The organism is Halonotius roseus, from assembly GCF_006861655.1.
In the GTDB taxonomy this organism is placed as follows: domain Archaea; phylum Halobacteriota; class Halobacteria; order Halobacteriales; family Haloferacaceae; genus Halonotius; species Halonotius roseus.
This window is the reverse complement of record NZ_SESI01000002.1, coordinates 320455-340642: the sequence shown is the minus strand read 5'-3', so window position 1 is coordinate 340642 and position 20188 is coordinate 320455. Positions and strand designations below refer to the sequence as shown.

Annotated in this window: 23 protein-coding genes and 1 tRNA gene; 17 read left to right on the top strand and 7 right to left on the bottom strand. The window is 64.8% G+C overall.

Annotated elements, in window-relative coordinates:
* Nucleotides 1–102 precede the first annotated feature (102 nt).
* The 5 genes from pan2 (at nucleotide 103) to EWF95_RS13535 (ending at nucleotide 4187) form a co-directional block, all read left to right on the top strand.
* Complete coding sequence (gene pan2, locus EWF95_RS07765; protein WP_142443500.1) at nucleotides 103–1326, top strand: proteasome-activating nucleotidase Pan2; 1224 nt, start codon at nucleotides 103–105, stop codon at nucleotides 1324–1326.
* 129 nt (nucleotides 1327–1455) lie between these two features.
* Nucleotides 1456–1935, top strand: a complete 480-nt coding sequence (locus EWF95_RS07760) for a pyruvoyl-dependent arginine decarboxylase (RefSeq protein WP_142443499.1) — start codon at nucleotides 1456–1458, stop codon at nucleotides 1933–1935.
* A gap of 86 nt (nucleotides 1936–2021) precedes the next feature.
* Nucleotides 2022–2405 carry a DUF5811 family protein gene (locus EWF95_RS07755; protein WP_142443498.1) on the top strand — a complete coding sequence of 128 codons (384 nt, stop codon included), beginning with the start codon at nucleotides 2022–2024 and terminating at the stop codon, nucleotides 2403–2405.
* 69 nt (nucleotides 2406–2474) lie between these two features.
* Entirely contained in the window at nucleotides 2475–3950 is a 1476-nt protein-coding gene (locus EWF95_RS07750; protein WP_142443497.1) for a lipase maturation factor family protein, read from the top strand.
* Between the two features lie 66 nt (nucleotides 3951–4016).
* Nucleotides 4017–4187 (top strand): hypothetical protein, encoded by a 171-nt coding sequence (locus EWF95_RS13535; RefSeq protein WP_185911736.1) that lies wholly within the window; start codon nucleotides 4017–4019, stop codon nucleotides 4185–4187.
* 19 nt (nucleotides 4188–4206) lie between these two features.
* Here the strand turns inward: EWF95_RS13535 and EWF95_RS07745 are convergent, their stop codons facing one another.
* A complete protein-coding gene (locus tag EWF95_RS07745; RefSeq protein ID WP_142443496.1) occupies nucleotides 4207–4914 on the bottom strand; it encodes a helix-turn-helix domain-containing protein in 708 nt (235 codons plus the stop codon).
* 53 nt (nucleotides 4915–4967) lie between these two features.
* Nucleotides 4968–5405, bottom strand: coding sequence for a pyridoxamine 5'-phosphate oxidase family protein (locus EWF95_RS07740; RefSeq protein WP_246055655.1), 438 nt, complete (start codon nucleotides 5403–5405; stop codon nucleotides 4968–4970).
* Between the two features lie 122 nt (nucleotides 5406–5527).
* On the opposite strand from EWF95_RS07740, the gene EWF95_RS07735 reads away from it, so the two are divergent.
* Genes EWF95_RS07735 through EWF95_RS07725 form a run of 3 tightly spaced genes read left to right on the top strand, consistent with a single transcriptional unit; the run spans nucleotide 5528 to nucleotide 7706 of the window.
* Nucleotides 5528–5812, top strand: coding sequence for a DUF433 domain-containing protein (locus EWF95_RS07735; RefSeq protein WP_142443495.1), 285 nt, complete (start codon nucleotides 5528–5530; stop codon nucleotides 5810–5812).
* Complete coding sequence (locus EWF95_RS07730; protein WP_142443494.1) at nucleotides 5809–6159, top strand: DUF5615 family PIN-like protein; 351 nt, start codon at nucleotides 5809–5811, stop codon at nucleotides 6157–6159. The genes EWF95_RS07735 and EWF95_RS07730 overlap by 4 nt, the downstream gene beginning before the upstream one ends.
* Nucleotides 6160–6197: 38 nt before the next feature.
* On the top strand, nucleotides 6198–7706 hold the full coding sequence (locus EWF95_RS07725) for a replication factor C large subunit (protein WP_142443493.1): 1509 nt from the start codon (nucleotides 6198–6200) through the stop codon (nucleotides 7704–7706).
* Nucleotides 7707–7724: 18 nt separating this feature from the next.
* Here EWF95_RS07725 and EWF95_RS07720 read toward each other — a convergent pair whose 3' ends face one another.
* The gene (locus tag EWF95_RS07720) at nucleotides 7725–8597 is read right to left on the bottom strand and encodes a COX15/CtaA family protein (protein WP_142443492.1); all 873 of its coding nucleotides are present in this window, start codon (nucleotides 8595–8597) and stop codon (nucleotides 7725–7727) included.
* 365 nt (nucleotides 8598–8962) lie between these two features.
* Here EWF95_RS07720 and EWF95_RS07715 point away from each other — a divergent pair, with 365 nt between their 5' ends.
* The 4 genes from EWF95_RS07715 (at nucleotide 8963) to EWF95_RS07700 (ending at nucleotide 15122) form a co-directional block, all read left to right on the top strand.
* On the top strand, nucleotides 8963–10081 hold the full coding sequence (locus tag EWF95_RS07715) for a M24 family metallopeptidase (protein WP_142443491.1): 1119 nt from the start codon (nucleotides 8963–8965) through the stop codon (nucleotides 10079–10081).
* Nucleotides 10082–10133: 52 nt separating this feature from the next.
* Nucleotides 10134–11264 carry a DUF7544 domain-containing protein gene (locus tag EWF95_RS07710; protein ID WP_142443490.1) on the top strand — a complete coding sequence of 377 codons (1131 nt, stop codon included), beginning with the start codon at nucleotides 10134–10136 and terminating at the stop codon, nucleotides 11262–11264.
* Nucleotides 11265–11405: 141 nt separating this feature from the next.
* Nucleotides 11406–12821 carry a PAS domain-containing sensor histidine kinase gene (locus EWF95_RS07705; protein WP_142443489.1) on the top strand — a complete coding sequence of 472 codons (1416 nt, stop codon included), beginning with the start codon at nucleotides 11406–11408 and terminating at the stop codon, nucleotides 12819–12821.
* A 48-nt stretch (nucleotides 12822–12869) separates the two neighbouring features.
* Nucleotides 12870–15122, top strand: coding sequence for an NADP-dependent malic enzyme (locus tag EWF95_RS07700; protein WP_142443488.1), 2253 nt, complete (start codon nucleotides 12870–12872; stop codon nucleotides 15120–15122).
* Nucleotides 15123–15125: 3 nt separating this feature from the next.
* Here the strand turns inward: EWF95_RS07700 and EWF95_RS07695 are convergent, their stop codons facing one another.
* Nucleotides 15126–15446: a transcriptional regulator gene (locus tag EWF95_RS07695; protein ID WP_142443487.1), complete on the bottom strand. Its 321-nt coding sequence runs from the start codon at nucleotides 15444–15446 to the stop codon at nucleotides 15126–15128.
* 118 nt (nucleotides 15447–15564) lie between these two features.
* Here EWF95_RS07695 and EWF95_RS07690 point away from each other — a divergent pair, with 118 nt between their 5' ends.
* From EWF95_RS07690 to EWF95_RS07675, 4 genes are all read left to right on the top strand, one after another.
* Complete coding sequence (locus tag EWF95_RS07690; RefSeq protein WP_142443486.1) at nucleotides 15565–16155, top strand: DUF1684 domain-containing protein; 591 nt, start codon at nucleotides 15565–15567, stop codon at nucleotides 16153–16155.
* Nucleotides 16156–16224: 69 nt separating this feature from the next.
* Nucleotides 16225–16458 (top strand): hypothetical protein, encoded by a 234-nt coding sequence (locus EWF95_RS07685; protein ID WP_142443485.1) that lies wholly within the window; start codon nucleotides 16225–16227, stop codon nucleotides 16456–16458.
* A gap of 1 nt (nucleotide 16459) precedes the next feature.
* On the top strand, nucleotides 16460–17383 hold the full coding sequence (locus EWF95_RS13685; RefSeq protein WP_221886630.1) for a hypothetical protein: 924 nt from the start codon (nucleotides 16460–16462) through the stop codon (nucleotides 17381–17383).
* Nucleotides 17384–17456: 73 nt separating this feature from the next.
* Nucleotides 17457–17639 (top strand): hypothetical protein, encoded by a 183-nt coding sequence (locus tag EWF95_RS07675; RefSeq protein WP_142443484.1) that lies wholly within the window; start codon nucleotides 17457–17459, stop codon nucleotides 17637–17639.
* A 233-nt stretch (nucleotides 17640–17872) separates the two neighbouring features.
* Here EWF95_RS07675 and EWF95_RS07670 read toward each other — a convergent pair.
* Nucleotides 17873–18023 (bottom strand) — tRNA-Met (locus tag EWF95_RS07670).
* A 195-nt stretch (nucleotides 18024–18218) separates the two neighbouring features.
* Here EWF95_RS07670 and EWF95_RS07665 point away from each other — a divergent pair.
* Nucleotides 18219–19460, top strand: coding sequence for a DUF7115 domain-containing protein (locus EWF95_RS07665; RefSeq protein ID WP_142443483.1), 1242 nt, complete (start codon nucleotides 18219–18221; stop codon nucleotides 19458–19460).
* A gap of 19 nt (nucleotides 19461–19479) precedes the next feature.
* Here the strand turns inward: EWF95_RS07665 and EWF95_RS07660 are convergent, their stop codons facing one another.
* Together EWF95_RS07660 and EWF95_RS07655 are read right to left on the bottom strand one after the other, a co-directional pair.
* Nucleotides 19480–19896, bottom strand: a complete 417-nt coding sequence (locus EWF95_RS07660) for a DUF5830 family protein (RefSeq protein ID WP_281285199.1) — start codon at nucleotides 19894–19896, stop codon at nucleotides 19480–19482.
* Between the two features lie 98 nt (nucleotides 19897–19994).
* Nucleotides 19995–20174, bottom strand: coding sequence for a DUF5786 family protein (locus EWF95_RS07655; RefSeq protein ID WP_142443482.1), 180 nt, complete (start codon nucleotides 20172–20174; stop codon nucleotides 19995–19997).
* Between the last annotated feature and the right edge of the window lie 14 nt (nucleotides 20175–20188).

Here is a 20188-nt window from a genome sequence, read left to right as displayed (position 1 = left end):
GCGGGCTCTCGACGATACTCGCCACCAACATGAATCGTGGTACCACGGCACATTCCCCGCGACCCAAAGGCACATTTACCGGCAGACCAAATCGGATGATGAATGTCACGTAGCCCGTCGATTCCCGACCGCCCACGGCTGGATCTGGATCCCGAGATGTCGCCCGCCGAGCGGCTGTCGGCACTCAAGAAACATTTTAAGCGGCTCATGGCTGTCAACGAGGAGCTGGAAACCCGGCTCTCGGAAGCCACCGATCAACGCACCGATCTCCACGAGGAGGTCAGCCGGCTCAAGGATCGCAACGAGGCGTTGAAGACGGCCGCCCTCTACATCGCCAGCGTCGAGGAGCTGACCGACGACGGCAACGTCGTCATCAAACAGCACGGCAACAACCAGGAGGTACTCACCGAGGTCACCCCGGAGCTGGAGGATGAGCTCGAATCCGGTGACCGCGTCGCTATCAACGAATCGTTCGGCATCCAGCAGGTGCTCGACGACGAGACCGATGCCCGCGCTCAGGCGATGGAGGTCACCGAATCCCCCGACGTAACCTACGACGACATCGGTGGGATCGACGACCAGGTCACCGAGGTACGGGAAGCTGTCGAGGACGCTATCGAGAACCCCGAGCGGTTCGACGCCGTCGGCATCGATCCGCCGTCCGGTGTTCTGCTGCACGGCCCACCCGGTACCGGCAAAACGATGTTGGCGAAGGCTGTCGCCAACGAGAGCGACGCCACGTTCATCAAGATGACCGGCTCCGAACTCGTCCAGAAGTTCATCGGCGAGGGCGCGCGCCTCGTCCGCGATCTGTTCTCGCTTGCGGCCGAGCGCGAGCCCGCCGTGGTCTTCATCGACGAGATCGACGCCGTTGCCTCCCGGCGAACCGACTCAAAAACGTCGGGCGACGCCGAGGTGCAGCGAACGATGATGCAGCTGCTCTCAGAGATGGACGGCTTCGATGAGCGCGGCGAGATCCAGCTGATGGCTGCGACCAACCGCTTCGATATGTTGGATGAGGCGATCCTCCGGCCGGGTCGGTTCGACCGACTCATCGAGGTGCCGAAGCCGAACGCCGAGGGCCGAGAGCGCATCCTTGAGATCCACAGCGAGGCAATCAATGTCGACAGCGATGTCGACTTTGCCGATCTCGCGGCCGACCTCAACGATTACAGCGGCGCGGACATCGAGAGCCTCATCACCGAGGCCGGGATGTTCGCCATCCGCGACGACCGGACGACCGTCACCCGCGCGGATATCGACGACGCCAGCGAGAAACTCGACGCCAACGAAACCGACGACGGCGTCGTGCGCTACCGCCACTGACGCCGCCACCGACGCCAGCGGGCGGTATCACCCCCATGGCTACGTGACCTATTTCGAAGCGAACGTTCGATTTCGCCGGTTCCCGCCCGATCCGTAACCGATTACCCGCCGGGCCGCCGCGGTATGGTAATGACGACGATCCACGTCGCCGGCGGGATCGGCCGCGCCCCCACGGCGATGGCTGCCTACGACGCTGCACTCGCCGATGCCAACCTCCATAACTACAATCTGGTTGCTGTTTCCTCTGTCATCCCGGCCGACGCCGAGATCAAGGCTGTCGAGCGCGCCCCGGATCTCGGGCCGGCCGGCAATCGGTTGACCGTCGTCGAGGGGCGATCGGTCGTCGGCCCCGAGGAGTCGACCGAGACGGCGGCGACCGCCATCGCGTGGGCGACCGGGCCGGGGCCAGGGCTGTTCTACGAGGCCTCCGGCACCGATCCCGCCGCCGTCGAGGACGCTGCTCGTCGCGGCCTTGATGCCGGCTGTGAGCTCCGCGAGTGGGAGTTCACCGACCGCGACGCTCTCGTTTCCACCGTCGACGCCGAGGGTGGCGGCCACACCGCCGCGGTCGTGCTCGCGGCCTACGGCGACAGCGAGCCGATCTGCTGACGCCGATTGCCGCACCACACCGGCCGAAGGATCGCCGTCGCCGACGCCTTTTTATTACGGCCGCACCTACTCTGTTTGACTCTCTAATGAACGGAAACTATCCGGGGGCAGGTGCCGGAATGGGCATCGATGATCAGTCGACAGCTGATGTCGAACTCTCGGGCGGCCAACGGCAGGCACTCCGCCACGCGGTCGCCGCGATCGTCGCCGAAACGGAGTCCTATCTCCCCGACGGCTACCATGTCGGCTCGGAGCTTCAGGATGGCGGCCCCGCAGCCACCGTCGCGGTCGATCCGCCCGCGGGCCACCCGGTAACCGCCGGCTACACGCCGGATCTCGATGAGCTCGACGACCTCGAAGCCGGCCTTGACGACGAGACTCAACGCGAGGTCGCCCAAGGGCTGGCTGCCAGTGCTGTCCTCCAGGTGATGGATGCCGTCGGCGACGGGATCACACAGACTGCCCGATAGCGATCGCGTTTTTCTGGCCGGTCGCAGTGTTGCGGTACGTATTTGTCGCTCACGCCACCAGCCTCGCGTATGCTGCCGGAGGTCGGGAGCTACTGGCTCGCCCGCTTTGTCTTCCAGCGCGGACTGGCCCTGATCTACCTGCTGGCGTTTCTCGTCGCCGCGACGCAGTTCCGCCCGCTGGCTGGCGAGGATGGGTTGCTGCCGATTTCGGAGTACGTCGCGGGAACCACGTTCCGCGAGCGACCCAGTCTGTTCTACTTTTTTCCGAGCGACCGCGCCATCGGCCTGGCGGCGTGGAGTGGCGTCGTCCTCTCAGCTATCGCCCTCATTGCTGGACCCTACTGGCTACCCGCGCCCTACGCCGTTCCGGCGTCGATGCTGCTGTGGCTGGTGCTGTGGGGCCTGTATCAGTCGTTCGTCAACGCCGGCCGCGTCTTCTACGGCTATGGCTGGGAGTCGATGCTGCTGGAAACTGGTTTTCTTGCCGTCTTTCTCGGCGCGGGGCCGAGCCAGCCGCCGGTCGTCGTGATCTGGCTGCTGAAGTGGCTGCTGTTCCGCAATATGTTCGGCGCGGGCCTGATCAAGATCCGCGGCGACGACTGCTGGCGCGACCTTACGTGTCTCGACTACCACTACGAAACCCAACCGATCCCGAACCCGCTGAGTTGGTTCGCCCATCGGTTGCCGGATCGGTTTCATCGGGTGGAAACGCTGGGCAACCACGTTGTTGAGCTCGCGGTGCCCTTTCTCTATTTTGCCCCGCAGCCGTTCGCCGCGGCTGCCGGCGTCGCCACTATCGGGTTTCAGGGCTGGCTCATGCTGACCGGCAACTTCGCGTTCCTGAACGCGCTCACTATCGTCCAGTCGGTCGCGCTGTTCAGCGACGGCGTCCTTACATCCCTGTTGCCGATCGCCGCACCCGCGACGACGGCGACGCCCGGGTGGCTCTCGGCGGTGTCGATCCTGTTGGCTATCCTCGTCGTCGCGCTCAGCATCCGCCCGACGACGAACATGCTCTCGCGCTCGCAGGTGATGAACTCCTCGTTCGATCCGCTCAAACTCGTCAACACCTACGGCGCGTTCGGCTCGGTGACGACCGACCGCTTCCAACTCGTGATCGAGGGCACCGACGCGACGAACCCAACCGAGGACGACTGGCAGGCCTACGAGTTCAAGGGCCAGCCCGTTCGCACCGACGAGCGACCGCCGCAGTGGGCTCCCTACCATCTGCGATTGGACTGGCAACTCTGGTTCGCCGCGATGCGACCGCAACCCGGGCCGCGACAGCGGTGGTTCAAATCCTTCCTCGCGGCTCTTTTCGAAAACGACGCGGCGACGCTGTCGCTGCTGGAGTCGAACCCGTTTCCCGGTGAGCCGCCGAGCCAACTCAGAGTGCTTCGCTATCGCTATCGGTTCACGACCCGCGAGGAGCGCGCCGACACCGGCGACTGGTGGCGACGCGAACGGGTCGGCACCTACGTCATGCCGGTGTCAGCAGCCGATTTGCGTGAGGGCGGAATCGGGCGTCGCCGCCGTGTGTTCTGAATCGGCTTTGCGTGGCTGCGCAAACGGTAATTTCTCGTCGGTGCCGCGGCAACGACGACGCAACCGATGGAACGGTTTGTCCAGATCATCGTCGCTGGCGGGCTCGCGCTCGTCGCCGGGCTCTGGGGGAGTCAGATCGTCGCGCCGTCTTCGCAAGCGTGGCTCGGTAGCGTTGCTGTCGCCCTCGTCGGTGTCGCCGCGCTCGTAGTCGGGATCAACAGTCAGATCGAGTACTGAGCGTTGTCGTCGCCGTCGGTCAGGCCAACTCGCGCAGATCCGCGAGGGCGTCCTCGAGGTCACGGGTCGAGGTCGCCAGCGAGAAGCCGTCGATCTCGGCGAGTGCGGGAGCGTGTTCCCAGAGGTCGTCGGCGTCGATCCCGTGGAGGACGACCGCATTCGGGGTCGGGGTGACGACGCGCATGGCGACCAGCGGCCCCTCGCCGCGGCTGACGTTCGTAAACACGAGCCCGCGGTCGGTGCTTTGGCCGTAGAGACGGTAGAATTCCTCGTTGCTCAGCCGCGTGATCGTTTGGATGCTGTTGATGACGGTGTGGCCGTTGACGTAGTCCCACTTGCCCTCGCTGACCTCGGTGGCATCGAGGGCGTCGTAGAACTCATCGAGCGGGAGGGCGGCCGGATACTCCCGGAGGTCGTGAACGATGTCGCTCTCGAAGCCGGCCGACAGCACGCGGCCGTACTGCCGGATGTGGCTGCCGCCGCGGGATTCGTCCACGTCGAGCAGGGCGGTGACCATCCGCCGGACGATACCGATCCCGGGGCTCTCACGGCGGCCGCTCTCGTAGTCGGAGATCACGGAGGACGAAACGTCGATCTGGGCGGCTAACTCGGTTTGGGAGATATTGAAATCGGTGCGCCACTTCTTCAGCGTCGCGCCGGGGTCGTCGCTCAGCGTGATCTCGCCGGCGATCCGGTGGGCGAGATCCTCGCGGACAGTTGTCGTCATCGCGTACGCACGTCCCGAGTCATACCGGTTCTACCGGCGGTCGTCGCAAAAGACTACTGCTCCTTGCGGCCGGTGAGCGTGTCGGGATCGAGCCGGTAGAGTTCGAACTCCAACTCCGCGGCCGGCCGGTCGTAGATCGTCACGAACGGGATGTTCATCTTCCGGATGCTTTGGACGATGCTGCCGTCGAGCGTCGGCTCGGAAACCTCCGTCAGCTGCCCGCGGGCGACGACGCTGCGCCAGCCGCGGGTGTCGTCGTCGGTGACAACCAGCGAGGCAGTCGCGCCGTCGTCGACGAACCGGCGTTTGTCGCTTTCGGGCGCGAAGCCGAAGCGGACGTAGACCGCGCGGCTGTCGCTGTCGTAGCCGTAGGAGATCGGCACCGAGTAGGGTTCGTCGCCGTCGGCAAAGGAGATCACGCCGACGCCGCCCGTATCGAGGAGGGTGTCGATCTCGGCGGCGGTCATCTCGACTGATTTAGGCTGTGGCATACAAACGAGTTCGGCTGGTAGTCGTATGAATGCACCGGCGGAGTATTCGACGCGCCGCTGTCGCGGTGTTCGACGCGCGATCACACGGAGGTTTATGTCCGATCCCGCCGTAGTTCGCTGTAATGACTGCTATCGTCCGAACCGAGGACGTACTCGGTGGCGATCCTCGTATCGAGGACACGCGTGTCAGCGTGCTCCACGTCTACGAACTCGTCGCCGAGGGCGACCACGAACCGGTCGATGTCGCCGACCAACTTGCCCTCTCGCTCGCCGAGGTGTATTCGGCGTTGGCGTACTACCACGAGCATCCCGACGAAATGCGTGAGGTTCGCCGCAGCCACGATGATGCTCTGTCCACGCTCGCTGAGGAATCGTTGTCGCCGCCGGAACCCGCCACATCGTCGTGACACTGCTTACTGACGAACACGTCCCGCGCGTCTTCGTCACGACGCTTCGCTCCAACGGCCACGATGTCGTCGAAGCCAAAGCCGCGGTCGGGGCGTCGACAACCGATGAACGACTACTCCAGTACTGTGCTGAGAACGATACCGTCCTCATCACGCACGATCAGAAGGATTTCGCTGGCGAACTGGCGGAGGCGGTTTCGCATGCTGGCATCGTCATCTACACCGATGGGGAGTTCCTGCGTGACGCTCCCGAAGCCGCTGTTCGAACGCTCGAACGTGTTTTCGCTGCCTATCCGACAGCCGAGTTGGCCGACGAGATCGTCTGGCTCGATCAGTGGCGACGATAGACGCAACCACTAAGCGGAGTTCGGGTCAAAGGGGGATAATGAGCGATTGGACTGAAGTCTACCGGCCCACCACTCTCTCGGAGGTTCGCGGCAACGACAAGGCCCGCGATGCCTTCCACGAGTGGGCCACGACGTGGGACGACCACGGGCAGGCGGTCGTTCTCTACGGCTCCCCCGGCGTCGGCAAGACCTCCGCGGCCCACGCACTCGCCAACGACATGGGCTGGGAGACGGTCGAACTCAACGCCTCCGACCAGCGAACCGCCGACGTGATCGAGCGGTTCGCCGGCCGGGCGGCGAAGAACGCGACGCTTGCGGGCAGCGCGGGCGGCGGCGGAGCGGGCGGCGGCGACACCGACAGCCGCCAACTCGTGATTCTCGATGAGGCTGACAACATCCACGGCAACTACGACCGTGGCGGCGCGTCGGCGATCACGGAGTTGGTCAAAGAGTCCGGCCAGCCCATCGTCCTCATCGCCAACGAGTTCTACGAGATGTCTCGGGGGCTCAGAAACGCCTGCGAGGACATCGAGTTCCGCGATGTATCGGCGCGCTCTATCGTGCCCGTCCTGCGGGACATCTGCCGACGCGAAGGGGTCGAGTACACTGACGACGCCCTCGACGCTATCGCCGAGACCAACGACGGCGACCTCCGTGGGGCGATCAAAGACCTCCAAGCCGCCGCCGAAGGGAGAGAATCGATCACGGCCGAGGATGTCGTCACCAGCGGCCGGGATCGGGCGATGGATCTTTTTCCGTTCCTTGATGCCGTCCTCAAGGAGGAGTCCGCCGAGGAGGCCCTCCAGTCGGCCTATCGGGTCGATGAAACGCCCGACGATCTGACGAAATGGATCGAGAACAATCTGCTGGCGGTCTACGAGCCCGCCGAGGCCGCCCGTGCCTACGACGCCCTCGCCAACGCCGACCGCTGGCTCGGGCGCGTGCGTGCCACCCAGAACTACAGCTACTGGCGGTATGCGACCGACAACGCCGCCGCCGGCGTCGCCGCCGCCCGCGACGGAACCAAGGGTGGATGGACGCGCTACAGCCGCCCGCAGTTCTGGCCCGGCTCCGATGAGACGGCCGACGAGGTCTGCCAGCGGATCGCCGAACGCGGCGGGCTGAGCATCGACACCGCCCGCCGCGACGTGCTGCCCTTCCTGTCGGCGATGACCCACCACTGCAAACCGCGGGAATTGACGGTGGCGATGGCCGCGGCCTACGACCTCGACGAGGCGGCCGTCTCCTTTATCACCGGCAGCGGGGAGTCGACAAACAAGGTTGAGTCTATCGTCGCCGATGCCGAGGAGCTGCGCGCGGAGGCGATGGAAGCCCACTCCGGCGGTGCGTTCGCTGGCAACGTACGGGACGCCGCCGCAGGCGCGGCCGGCAGCGACGACGCTGGCGGCGACCACGAGGGCGACAGCGGTACCACCGGCGACGACCCGAGCGACACGGCCGGCGATGTCGCCGACGAACCCGGTGACGACGCGGATCGCGGTGCTGAGGAGGACGAGGATCAGGCCGGGCTCAACGATTTCATGTAACCGTCGCTGCGGTTTCGCTCACTCGGACTGCTCGCTGCCGAGTCGCGTCGCCGTCGACGGCGTGTCGGTGTCGACCAGCCGCCAGAGACCGGCAGCGACGACGCCGAGCAGCGCGAGGTAGAGCCCGAAGTTCAGGAGTTGCACGGTCGGCGTGTAGATGATGAGATCCCGCCCGATCAGCATCGTCGCCAGCAACACGCCGAAGGCGACGCCCGCGAGCCGTCGACCCAGCGGATCGACGCCGTCCAGCCAGTGGATCGTCGCCAGCAACGCGACGACGGCGACGAGCGAACTGGCGTAGTACCACGCTTGGGCCCCCGGCGAATACTGCAACAGCGGGACGCCGCGGCTGAACAGCCCGCTGACCAGCAGCGCGGCCAACGCGACGCCGAGCGTACGGCGGCTCCGTGGTCGTGGTGGGCGGCTGTGATGGTCGCGGTAGCCGTAGATCGTCGTCAGCGACAACAGCGTGAAAATCGACAGGGCAACGATCAGATGGGCGGCGTGTGTCGGCGCGCTGTACCCCCACGGCAGCAGCCCGTTGAGCGTGACTGTGATCGCACCAATCGATATCTGCAGCGGGAGTAACACGACCGCGCCGACCGCCGCCAGCGTCGTTCGGCGGTCGCCGCGCTGCCATGCCCAGCCGGCCGTCCCGAGGATGAAGAAGCCGGTGATCATGGCGACGACACGGTGGAACCACTCGATGAAATCGGGGTTGATCGACAGCGCGGGGATCAACTGATCCGAACAGAGCGGCCACTGTGCTTGACAGGCCAACCCCGAGCCGGTGGCGGAGGTGTAAACGCCGAGGGTGATCAGCGACAGCGTGAGTGCCGTCGTCACCGCCGCAAACCGTCGAAAGCTGAGCCAGTTTGGGCGTTGAACCATTGCTTGAGAGTCGGGTCGCGGGCTATTTAGACCTGTCTTCACTCGGCCGAGTCGTGTTCAGAGAAGTCGGAAAAACTGGAACCTCCTCGAAAGTCCCAGCCGACCGCAGTCGGTTGCCCCACCAACGGGGTGGGACTGAAAGGGGCCGGCGGGTCGGCGTACCCGGACGACGCAAGCACTGGAGGAGCGAACGGAGTGAGCGACGAAGCGCGCAGCGAGTCCCGGAAGCCGAGCCGCCGGGGGCTTTCGAGGTGTTCTCAATCAAAACGAACTTATCTGAATAGTACCCTCGTCCGAGAGCCGTCTTCACTCGCGGCTGCAGTGTCTCGTTCGGATTCAAGTACGTCGCCCACGGAGGGACGACTATGTCCATCCAGCCGCCGCTTGACGACCGCCGGGCGCGACTCGACGCCTATCTCGACGACCGCGATCTGGCGGCCGTCTGGTTCGGTCGCCCCAACAGCTTCGCGTGGCTGACCGGCGGCAGCAACGTCGTCGACCGCGAGGGGCCGGTCGGCGTCGCCGCCGCCGGCTATGACCGCGAGCAGGGCTTTCGCGTCGTTACCGACACCATCGAGGCCCCGCGGCTCCGCGACGAGGAGCTTCCGGACGCATTCACGATCGAGGCCGCCGACTGGTACGCCGACTCGCTGGCCGACGCGGTTGCCGAGCGGTCGCCGACGCCCGCGACGGCCGACTTCGACGTTGCCGGCTTCGAGGCGGTCGACGCCTCCTCGCTCCGCCAGCCGCTGGCTGATGCCGACATCGAGGGCTATCGCGCGGTCGGCGTGGATGTGGCCGAGGCTATCGAATCGGTCGCGCGGTCGCTCTCACCCGCCGACACCGAACGCGCGGTCGCTACCGACCTCCGCGCAGCCCTCGAAGCCCGTGGGCTCGTCGCGCCGGTCGTCCTCGTCGGCGGCGACGAACGCGCCCAAGCGTATCGGCACTACACGCCGAGCGACACCGAAATCGGTGACTACGCGTTGTTGTCGGTGACGGCCCACCGCGGCGGGCTGTACGCGAGCACGACTCGGACGGTCGCCTTCGACGCCCCCGACTGGCTGGCCGACCGCCATCGCGCGGCCGCTCGCGTCGAGGTGTCGGCGTTGGCAGCGACCCAGCGGTCGGCCGCCGCTGCTGGCGACGACGCTGGCTCGGTTTTCGCGGCGATTCAGGACGCCTACGCCGCCGTCGGCTGGCCCGACGAGTGGATGAACCATCACCAGGGTGGCGCGGCCGGATTTGCCGGCCGTGAGTGGATCGCTACACCCGATCACGCGGCTCGTGTTTTCGCGCCGATGGCCTACGCGTGGAACCCGACCGTGCAGGGTGCCAAAAGCGAGGGAACTGTGCTGGTCGCTGACGACGCTATCGAGCCGCTGACGACGACCGGCGACTGGCCGACTATCGATGTCGCCGCCGTCGACACGGTCGCCGATGTCCGGCTTTCGCGTCCCGCGATCCTGCACCGTGATTCATAAGCGGATTTGCGCCTTCGAAACCCCTTTCAGGTAGTCAAGACTGGTCACGCATATGTCATGGCACGCGATTGATAGTGTCGACGAGGCGATCGAGGAAACTCGGTCGTTTCTCTCCCCGTTTGCGATCGGTCGGTGGCTGAAGCTCGCCCTCATCTCGATCTTTGTCGGGACGGGCGGCTCCGGCCTCGGCCTGTTGAACCTCCCCTCCTCGGTTCCTGGTGACGATCCTACCGGTAACATGAGTGCTGGTGGTGGCAACATGACCTCCGGCGGGAATATCAGCACCGCGCCCGGTGGCGAGTTCGGGCCCGACGGCAACGTGACAGCCGGCGCGCCGCCGACCGGCGAGCTGCCACCGCCGGGTGAACTCCTTGAGATGGCCGGGGCCGAGCTCGGGCTTATCGCGGTGATCGCCCTCATCGTTCTCGGGATCGGGCTGGTGATCGGTATCATCACGGAGACGCTGCGGTTCGTCTTCTACGACGATCTCCAGACCGACACAGTTCGGCTTGTCGAGCCCGCGAAACGCCGATTCGGCCAGGCACTCCGGTTGTATGGGTTCAAGATCGGCCTCCAGCTGCTGACCGTCGGACCGATCGCCGGGCTCGTGGCATTCCTCCTGCTGGCCGATGTTCCGATCGGCCCGCTTGTCGGTGTGGCCGCCGCGCTGGTCTTCCTCGCGGTCGTCCTTGTTTCGATGATCGTGAGCCGGATCACCGACGAGTTCGTCGTTCCGACGATGGTCGTTACCGACAGCGGCGTCCTCGACGGCTGGCGGCGGTTCTGGCCCGTCCTCCGCGGGCAGCTCTCGCAGTTCGGCGTCTACCTCGTCGTCCACTTCCTGCTGCTGTTGGCGGTCGGCATCGCCCGAGCGATCCTCTCGGTCATCGTTTACGGGATCGTCCTTGTCATCGGCGGCGTGATCGGGCTGGTCATCGTATTCGGGCTGTTCGGTGGGCTCAGCGCGGCCGCATCCTCGACCGCCGCGCTCGTGGTGTTGGGCCTGCTCGGCGCGCTGACGCTGCTGATCGGCTGGGTGTTGCTGTTGCCGGTGCAGATCGCGGTGTTGACCTACGTCACCAACTACGAGGTGTCGATGCTGGCGGCCTGTGACGACGACCTGCGGCTGCGACCCCAAACGGACGCCATCGACGACGGCGGCGAGTCGGCTGTCGTCGACTGATCGTCGCTGTCGGCGGGGGTCGTGTGTCGGATCGATGGCCAAAACAACGGGTAGCTGACGCGTGACCGGCTTTTATCATGCTGGCGTAACATGTCCAAGACAGTCGTTTGCGGTCCCCTCACGACCCATGTCAGAGCACCTATGTCACGCTCGGCCTCACTTGGCGTCCTCCTTGATCACGCCCAAGACAAGATCGCCCTCCTCGATGCCGACGGCTCGTTTACCTACGTAAACGACGCGACCGAGCGACTCCTCGGTTACGAGTCGGACGACCTCGTCGGCACCAACACCTTCGACTACATCCATCCCGACGATGTCGACGCTGTCCGCGAGCGGTTCACCGAGACGATCGACAGCGAGGGATACGCCGCCGGCAGCGTCGAATACCGCTTTCGGGCGGCCGACGGCGCGTGGGTCTGGCTCGAAAGTCGGATGTCGAATGTCACCGACGACACGCTTGACGGCTACGTTGTGAGCTCCCGGGATATCACCGATCGTGTGACCGTCGAACGCGAGTGCAAGGAGCTCAGCACGCGGCTCCGGGAGCTCTCCGAGACGAGCAGCGACGTGCTCTGGATGTTCGACGCCGACTTCTCGGAGCTACTGTTCGTGAATCCGGCCTACGAGTCGGTGTTTGGGCAGCCGATTGCGGCTCTTGAGGCTGATCCGACCGCGTTTCTCGATGCGATCCATCCGGATGACGCACCGGCTGTCGAAGACGCCATCGAGTGTCTCTCGGCGGGCCGGTCGGTCGAGATGGAGTACCGCGTCAACCCGGGGAAAAACTACAACGTCTGGCTGTGGGTGCAGGCTGAGCCGATCGTCCAGGACGGCGAGATCGTCCGCATCACCGGCTTCGCCCGCGATATCACCGATCGTCGCCGCCGGGAGCGACAGCTCACGGTGATGGACAACCTTCTCCGACACAACGTCCGCAACGATATCGGCGTCATCGTTGGCAACGCCGAACTGATCGAGGAGTCGGTGCCAGAAGCCGCCGACAGCGCGGCGGTCATCCGGCGGACAGGCGATGACCTGCTGAAAAGCGCGGAGAAACAGCGCGGCGTCATCGAAGCCTTGCGCGGCGCGGGTTCCACCCGTCCGGTCGATCTCACGACCATCGTTGCGGCGAGCGTCGACGCCGTTGGCGACCGCTATCCCGACGCCGAGATCACGCTGTCGATGCCCGAAACCGCCACGACCTGCGGGACGAACGAGCTCGAAGCGGCGGTCGTCGAGCTGATCGAAAATGCCGTCACCCACAACGAGGCCGCCAACCCCACGGTCGACGTGACCGTCAGCGTCGACGACGCGGTTACACTGATCGTCGAGGACAACGGCATCGCCATCCCGTCGATGGAGGCCAGCGTGCTCACCGGCGACCACGAGATGGACGCGCTCTACCACAGCAGCGGCCTCGGCTTCTGGCTCATCTACTGGGTCGTCGAACTCTCCGAGGGGTCGATCGCGGTCGAAATGCGAGAGGGTGGCGGCAACCGGATCCGGGTGACGTTGCCGAATGCTGATGCCGACGACCCGACTGCGGACGACAACTGAGCCGCTGTGGGAGCCAGTACTTTTGTGGCTCCCCCGGCATCCCGTGGTATGGGATTAGATGACGATGCCCGCGAGTACCACCGGGAACCGCCGGCGGGCAAGATCGCTATCGAGACGACGAAGCCGACCAACACCCAACGCGACCTGAGTCTGGCGTATTCGCCGGGCGTCGCCGCCCCCTGCCGGGATATCGACGCCGATCCCGAGGCCGCCTTCGAGTACACCGCCAAGGGCAACCTCGTCGGCGTCGTCTCTAACGGGTCGGCCGTCCTCGGCCTCGGCGACATCGGCGCGGAAGCCTCCAAGCCGGTGATGGAGGGCAAGGGCGTCCTCTTCAAGCGGTTTGCCGACATCGACGTCTTTGATATCGAGCTCGATCTCGCTGACGCCGACGCCATCGTCGAGTCCGTCGCCGCGATGGAGCCGACGTTCGGCGGCATCAATCTGGAGGACATCAAGGCCCCCGAATGCTTCGAGATCGAGGAACGGCTCGGCGAGCGGATGGACATCCCCGTCTTTCACGACGACCAACACGGGACGGCGATTATTTCGGGCGCGGCCCTCCTGAACGCCGCCGACATCACGGGCAAGGATCTCGCCGATCTCGATATCGTCTTTTCGGGCGCGGGTGCGTCGGCGATCGCAACCGCGGAGTTCTACGTCTCGCTGGGTGTCGACCACGACAACATCACGATGTGTGACTCCTCGGGGATCATCACGACCGACCGCGAGGATCTCAACGAGTACAAACAGCGGTTCGCCCGCGACGTGAGCGACGGGGATCTCGCCGACGCGATGGAAGACGCCGACGTGTTCGTCGGGCTCTCGGTCGGCGGCATCGTTTCTCAGGAGATGGTGCGATCGATGGCCGACAACCCGATCATCTTTGCGATGGCCAACCCCGACCCCGAGATCGGCTACGACGACGCCAAAGCCGCCCGCGAGGACGATGTGATCGTCGCCACCGGCCGGTCGGATTACCCGAATATGGTCAACAACGTGTTGGGGTTCCCGTTCATCTTCCGGGGCGCGCTCGACGTGCGAGCGACCGATATCAACGAGGCGATGAAACGCGCCGCCGCCGAGGCCCTGGCGGAGTTGGCCCGCAAGGACGTGCCCGACGAGGTCGTCAAAGCCTACGGCGATCAGCCGCTGCAGTTTGGCCCCGACTACGTCATCCCGAAACCGCTCGATCCACGCGTGTTGTTCGAGGTTGCCCCTGCGGTCGCCGAGGCGGCGATGGACAGCGGCTGTGCCCGCACCGAGATCGAAGACCTCGATGCCTACGCCGAGCAGCTAGAGGCCCGGCTCGGCAAATCCCGCGAGATGATGCGGATCGTGCTCAACAAGGCCAAAAGCGATCCCAAACGCGTTGCGCTCGCGGAAGGCACGGATGAAAAGATGATCCGGGCGGCCTACCAGCTCGCCGAGGAGGGGATCGCCGAACCCGTCCTGTTGGGTGATGAAACCGAGATCCGGCGGACGGCCGACAGCCTCGGGTTGGCCTTCGAGCCGGAAGTTGTTGATCCAAGCGGGCACGAACTCGATTCCTACGCCGACCGCCTCTACGAGCTGCGGCGTCGCAAGGGGATCACCCGCAGCGAGGCCGCCGAACTCATCGAGGGCGACACCAACTATCTCGGCAGCGTGATGGTCGAAGCCGGCGACGCCGATGCCATGCTGACCGGGCTGACCCACCACTACCCCTCGGCGTTGCGCGCGCCGCTACAGGTCATCGGCACCGCCGAGGACGCCAACTACGCCGCCGGGGTCTACCTGCTGGCGTTCAAAAATCGCGTTGTCTTCTGTGCCGACACGACGGTCAACCAACGCCCCGACGCCGACGTGCTGGCGGAGGTAACCAAACACACCGCCGAGTTGGCCCGCAGCTTCAACGTCGAACCGCGGGCCGCGATGCTGTCGTACTCAAACTTCGGCAGCGTCCGCAACGAGGCGACAGCCACCATCCGGGATGCCGTCTCACAGCTCCACGACGACAGCGGGGTCGACTTCCCGGTCGACGGCGAGATGCAGGCCGACACGGCCGTCGTCGAGGAGATCATCGACGACACCTACGAGTTTAGCCAGCTTGACGCGCCGGCAAACGTCCTCATCTTCCCGAATCTGGAGGCGGGCAACATCGGCTACAAGCTGCTCCAGCGGCTCGGCGGCGCGGCCGCAATCGGCCCGATGCTCGTCGGGATGGATAAGCCGGTACACGTCCTCCAGCGCGGCGACGAGGTGAAGGACATCGTCAACCTCGCCGGTGTCGCCGTCGTCGACGCTCAGGATTCCGACTAACAGCTAGGACTCGTCGGTGTTTGCGGCGTCGGCGTCGCTGTCGGCGGCCTCAGCCGCCTCGGCGGCGGTGATCGCGCCGATCATCTCCCAGCCCTCGTTGCCATCGCGTTGGCGACCGACGAGCACATCCTCGTTGTCCTCACTGGAGACCAGGCGGTAGCTGGCGTCATCGTCGCTGCGGCTCCCCTCAGCCTGGAACTCCTGTTGGAAGAACTCCGTCCACTCGAACTCGAAGATGGCCTCGGTGCCATCGTCAAGCGTCAGCCGCACCGGGTCGGGCGTCACGTTGTGAATCCGCTTTGCGATCGGGTTGAGATCGGCCATACCCCGGGTTCGATCCCCGGCAGTAACGACCCTTCGATTGTGGGTCGGCCACCGATCGCCGACAGCGATGCGCGCCGCGGTGCAACGCCGTTAGGTAGCTTCGCCCCAAATCCGGTGTATGACCGATTCTGAAGCGACCGACGCCGAAGCGGAGTATGAACGCTGGGTCAGCGAGATCAAGCAGATGCGGGCGGACAAGGACGAGTTTTTCACCGATCACCCGCAGTCGCCGATCCAGCCCGAAGTCCGGGACGATTTCGAGGGGCTGTCGTACTTTGAGCCCAAGCCAGAGTTCCGCGTGCCGACACGGGTTCGCGTCTACGGAAACCCAGAACCGATCGAACTTGACGTGACCGCGGGCCAGCCGATCCGCTATCTTCGCGCCTACATCTTCGAGTTCGAGCTCCGCGATGAACGCCAGCAGCTCGCGGGCTACCAGCAGGAAGGCGAGGATACCGACACGATCTTCATCCCGTTCCGCGACAAGACGACGGGCCAACAGAGCTACCATCAGGGTCGGTACATGGAGACTGAACCTGACGAGGAGCTGACCAACGGGGATACCGTCACGCTAGATTTCAATCTCGCCTACAACCCCTTCTGTGCCTACAGCGATACCTTCGCCTGCCCGCTCCCGCCCGAAGAGAACTGGCTTGATATTGCTGTGCCGGCGGGTGAGCGGAAGCCGCCCGAGCTACTCCGGGAGTGACGCGCGGTCACATCGCCCGCTAATCCACACAGTGGGTTTAACCCGCTGTCGACCTTCTCTAGTGTACCCATGCTTAGTGAGATACGCCAGGCGAACAGCGACACCCGCGTCCAGTATGTACTGATGGTCATCTTCGGCGGGCTCTGTATTCTTGCCGCGTTCTCGCCGTTCGAATACACGGTGCGGGTGACCACCGTCGGTACCCTGTTTGGGTTTACCGCCGGTATCTGGGTGTCACACCTTGTCCAGGTACTTCGGCGTGCCATCGACGCTAACACCACCGTCACACCACAGACTGACTAACATGAGTCCACCAGAGCCCTCTACCGACAGCACAGAACCCTCCACCGATAGCACAGCATCCACCGAGGACGCCACGTTTCTCTCCGGGATCGAGTTTCTGACCGGCGAGGATCCGAATCTCGGTTCGTTCCTGTTGACCATCGGTGCTGTCACCTGTGTGTTTATCGCGCTGTTTCAGCTCGGCCCGGTCGAGCCGCCGGTTTCTCACCTGTTGACCGCCGGTGTGCTTATCATCACCGTCGTTAGTGCCGGATTCGCTGCGTTGCTCGACTCGCTTGGCTACTTCGATACGACGCCGGAACAGCCCGACGAGACCGCCCCTGCGACCGATACCGAGCTCCCGTGGGTTCCATCCGTGCCGGTGTCGGCCTCTCTCCCGCCGATGCTCAATTTTGATGCGGAACTGCAGGCGTTACACACCCATTACGACGGCGATTTCCCCCAACAGTTCGACCCGTTTATCGCGGAGTACAAGCGGCTCAAGACGAATCCTGGCAATCGGTCGAGTATCGCTAGTGATCTTCGGGCTGATCTCAACCCGATCGGAACGATCCTTGACGAGGAGAGCTCGGCCTACGACAACTACGAGCGGATCAGCGAGGGGCTGTTCCGGTATCTCGGCGATGCTGCCGATCACTTCACCGCCACCGATCCGGTCTTCTACAACAGCAGCGGTGTCGAACACGATGTGGTCGACATCAACGACGAACTGGGGCGGGCCGAGGTCACGATCGACAACGATGGTGAGGCCATCGATATCGATCTGGAGATCGAGTTCTACGACGGTGACACGTTGCTGTCGAGCCGGAGCTGTCCGGTCGGCACTGTTGCGTCCGGCGAAGAAAAGATGGTCGACACCGACGTGTTCGTTCCTGCCGCCGCTGACAGGGCGATGACGGTCATTACACCGGCTGCCGGTAGCTGAAACGTCGCGTCGATCCTGTCGGTCGACACGGAGCAGAACGCTCAAGACGGTTGCGTCCGGAGTGGCGGGCAGTATGGAGATACCGAATCAATCCGGGATCGGCATCGTACTGTTCGTTGTCGGGGTACTGCTCTTTATCCCTGGTCTGATCTGGCAAGAGGGGCTACTAACGTATGGGGTTCTGCTCGCCGCTGCGGTGGTGTTAACTGTTGGTACCTACCTCTTCGGCACCAGCGGTAGCGACCGACCGGTCTGACGGCACCGGCTATCTGATCTATTCCTCGAACCGAGCAGCCCAGAGGTGTCTCGGTCATCGATTGTGTTGTCCAGTAGAATGATGGCCGGGGTGGGCTCGAACTTCCGATGCACGCCTCGCTCGGCGCGCATCGACCTCCCGCTCACTCCGTTCACGGGAGCCACAAGCGGGCTCGTCACCGTCCCGTCCAGATTTTCAACACTCCTCGCTGTTGCTCGTCAGGTATCAAATCATGGCCGGGGTGGGCTCCGAACCCACGATCTCCGCATATCCCAGGTACGAGGCTCGGCAGGCCTCATGGGAGCGGACGCTTCCAAGGCGGTACCGCACCGAATCTCAGTAACCCTATGAGTGCGGCGCTATGTCCAGCTAAGCCACCCGGCCGCACCCCAATATACCCTGATCCGGTTCTTTAACCTTCTCATCTGCTGCGGTCTCACCGTCCCACCCCCAGCCGTCTCACGGCCGGCGATTTTTCCGTCGCCCACACGCCCCGCGCCGCTGTTGCACTATGGGTGGCCACCTTTTATACCCGATGAGACAGCCGGATTTATGACCCACCACGGGCATCGTACACCAATGAGTCTGCCCGACGCGCTTACATCCGCACTGGGGGATGAATCCGCGGTCGCGGAGGTCGATCTCGGCGGCGACGACACCCTCGCCGTCACGCCGACACGGACGCTCGTCTATCGTGCCGAGGGGCTGCTGTCGGACGAGGCCGTCGAGGAGTATCTCCACGAGGCCGAACGCCTGACGCTATCGGAGGGTCGCCGGAAGGCCAAGCTGACCATGGAGTACGGCCTTGACGGCACCGAGACGCTGTCGCTGCCGTCCTCCCGGGTCGACGACGCGCTGTTCCCGATCCTCGCCGGCGTGATCAACGCCGCCGGCGTCACCGAACCCGGCGAAAGCGTGCTGAAGACGTTCCGGTTTAGCGAGATCACGCTGATCATCACCAGCAAGCAGGTCGTCAAACATATCGGCGCGCCGGTGTGGACCGAGGACTTCGAGACCTTCGAGTACGGGTCGCTCACCGACGTGACCTTCGAGGAGGGGAGTGTCGCCACCACCGTTGTCCTCACCCACGACGGCCGGCAGGATCGATTCAAGATCCCCAGCGACGATGCCCGCGCCGTCCGGGAGGCAATTGTCGATGCGGTCTGTGCGTTCCACGATGTCGACAGCATCGACGCGCTGCGCGAACAGGTCGCCGAGGCGGCCGACGACGATCCTGACGCCCCGAGCGATGCGGAGGCGTCGGCCGATCAACTCGACTTCGGTGGGGGGCTCGATCCGCTCGGTGCCGATCCACCCGAGGTCGACGCCGACGCGGACAGCGATGCCGATTCGGGCTCGACAGCAAGCGAGACCGCCGGCGATGAGGCACTGGCGGCGTCGCTCGGGGAAGGCGGGAGCGACCAGTCGACCACCGGAAGTGAGCCCTCGACCACCGGGAGCGACCCATCGCCCACCCGTGGCGACTCCCACACAGCCGGCGCGAACGCGTCGTCGACCCCGGCTGACAGCCAGCCGGCCGACAGCCGGTCGACTACCACCGACAGCCAGTCACCCCCCACCGACACCGAGCCGACTGCCGGTGCCGAGTCGACCCCCGGCGTCGACGCGGCGACTAACGACGGGACGGCGGCGGGTGAGTTCACCGAGTCGGCGTTTGAATCCGCTGGCCCGGACGACGAGGGTGAGCTGGCCGAGACAGTCGCCACACTCGCCGAGCGGATCGACCGACAGGAAGAGCAGCTGGCTCGCCAAAACGAGCTGATCGAGACGCTGATCGAGGAGCTTCGGCGCGGCCGATAACGGACGCTGCCTTGCCGCCTTAGTCGTCGCGGCCGACAACTTTTCGAACACAGTCGGAGCCGAACGGCCCGAGTTCACCGGTCTCGAAGCTGATGAAATGGCCTGTCGAGAGCCCCGCGCCACACCGCTGACACGTGAACTCGCCGTCGCGGGCGACGACCTGCTGCTCGAAACGAACGAAACTCCCGCCGCGCCGCACCCGAATCCGGCCCTCCTCGCGCTCGATGAGGCCCCGCTTTTCCGCGGTATCGAGGATCTCGCGGGTCAGCGACGGGCTCGTGGTGACTGTTTCGATCCGATCGATCACCGCCGACAGCGGCAGCTCGTCGGCTTCGAGATGCTCGATCAGTGTGAGCGCGAGATCGCGTTTCGCTGCCCGACGCTGCGGAACCGCCTCGTTGGGTGGTTCGCCCGCCCCCGGATCGCCGTCGGTCACAGTCGCGGCTTTGCCGGCGGCCCGCATAATCCTTCCGCGGGCTGAGTCGGATTCCTGTTACGAGTCGATCGGAAAACCATCCCGTTGCGGTGTCGACGCTATTCGTCGGTGTCGTCTTTAATCTCCGAGAGCTGCTCGATGAGGTTGTCCGTGTCGGCCTCCGACTCGAAGGAGACCTCGCCGTCGTGGTCGTTTTCGTGGACGGCGACCCCGTCGCTGTCGTCGGTATCAACATCCTGGTCTTTCTGCTCGGACTCATCGTAGCTTCCAAATCCCATACCGGATCGACCGA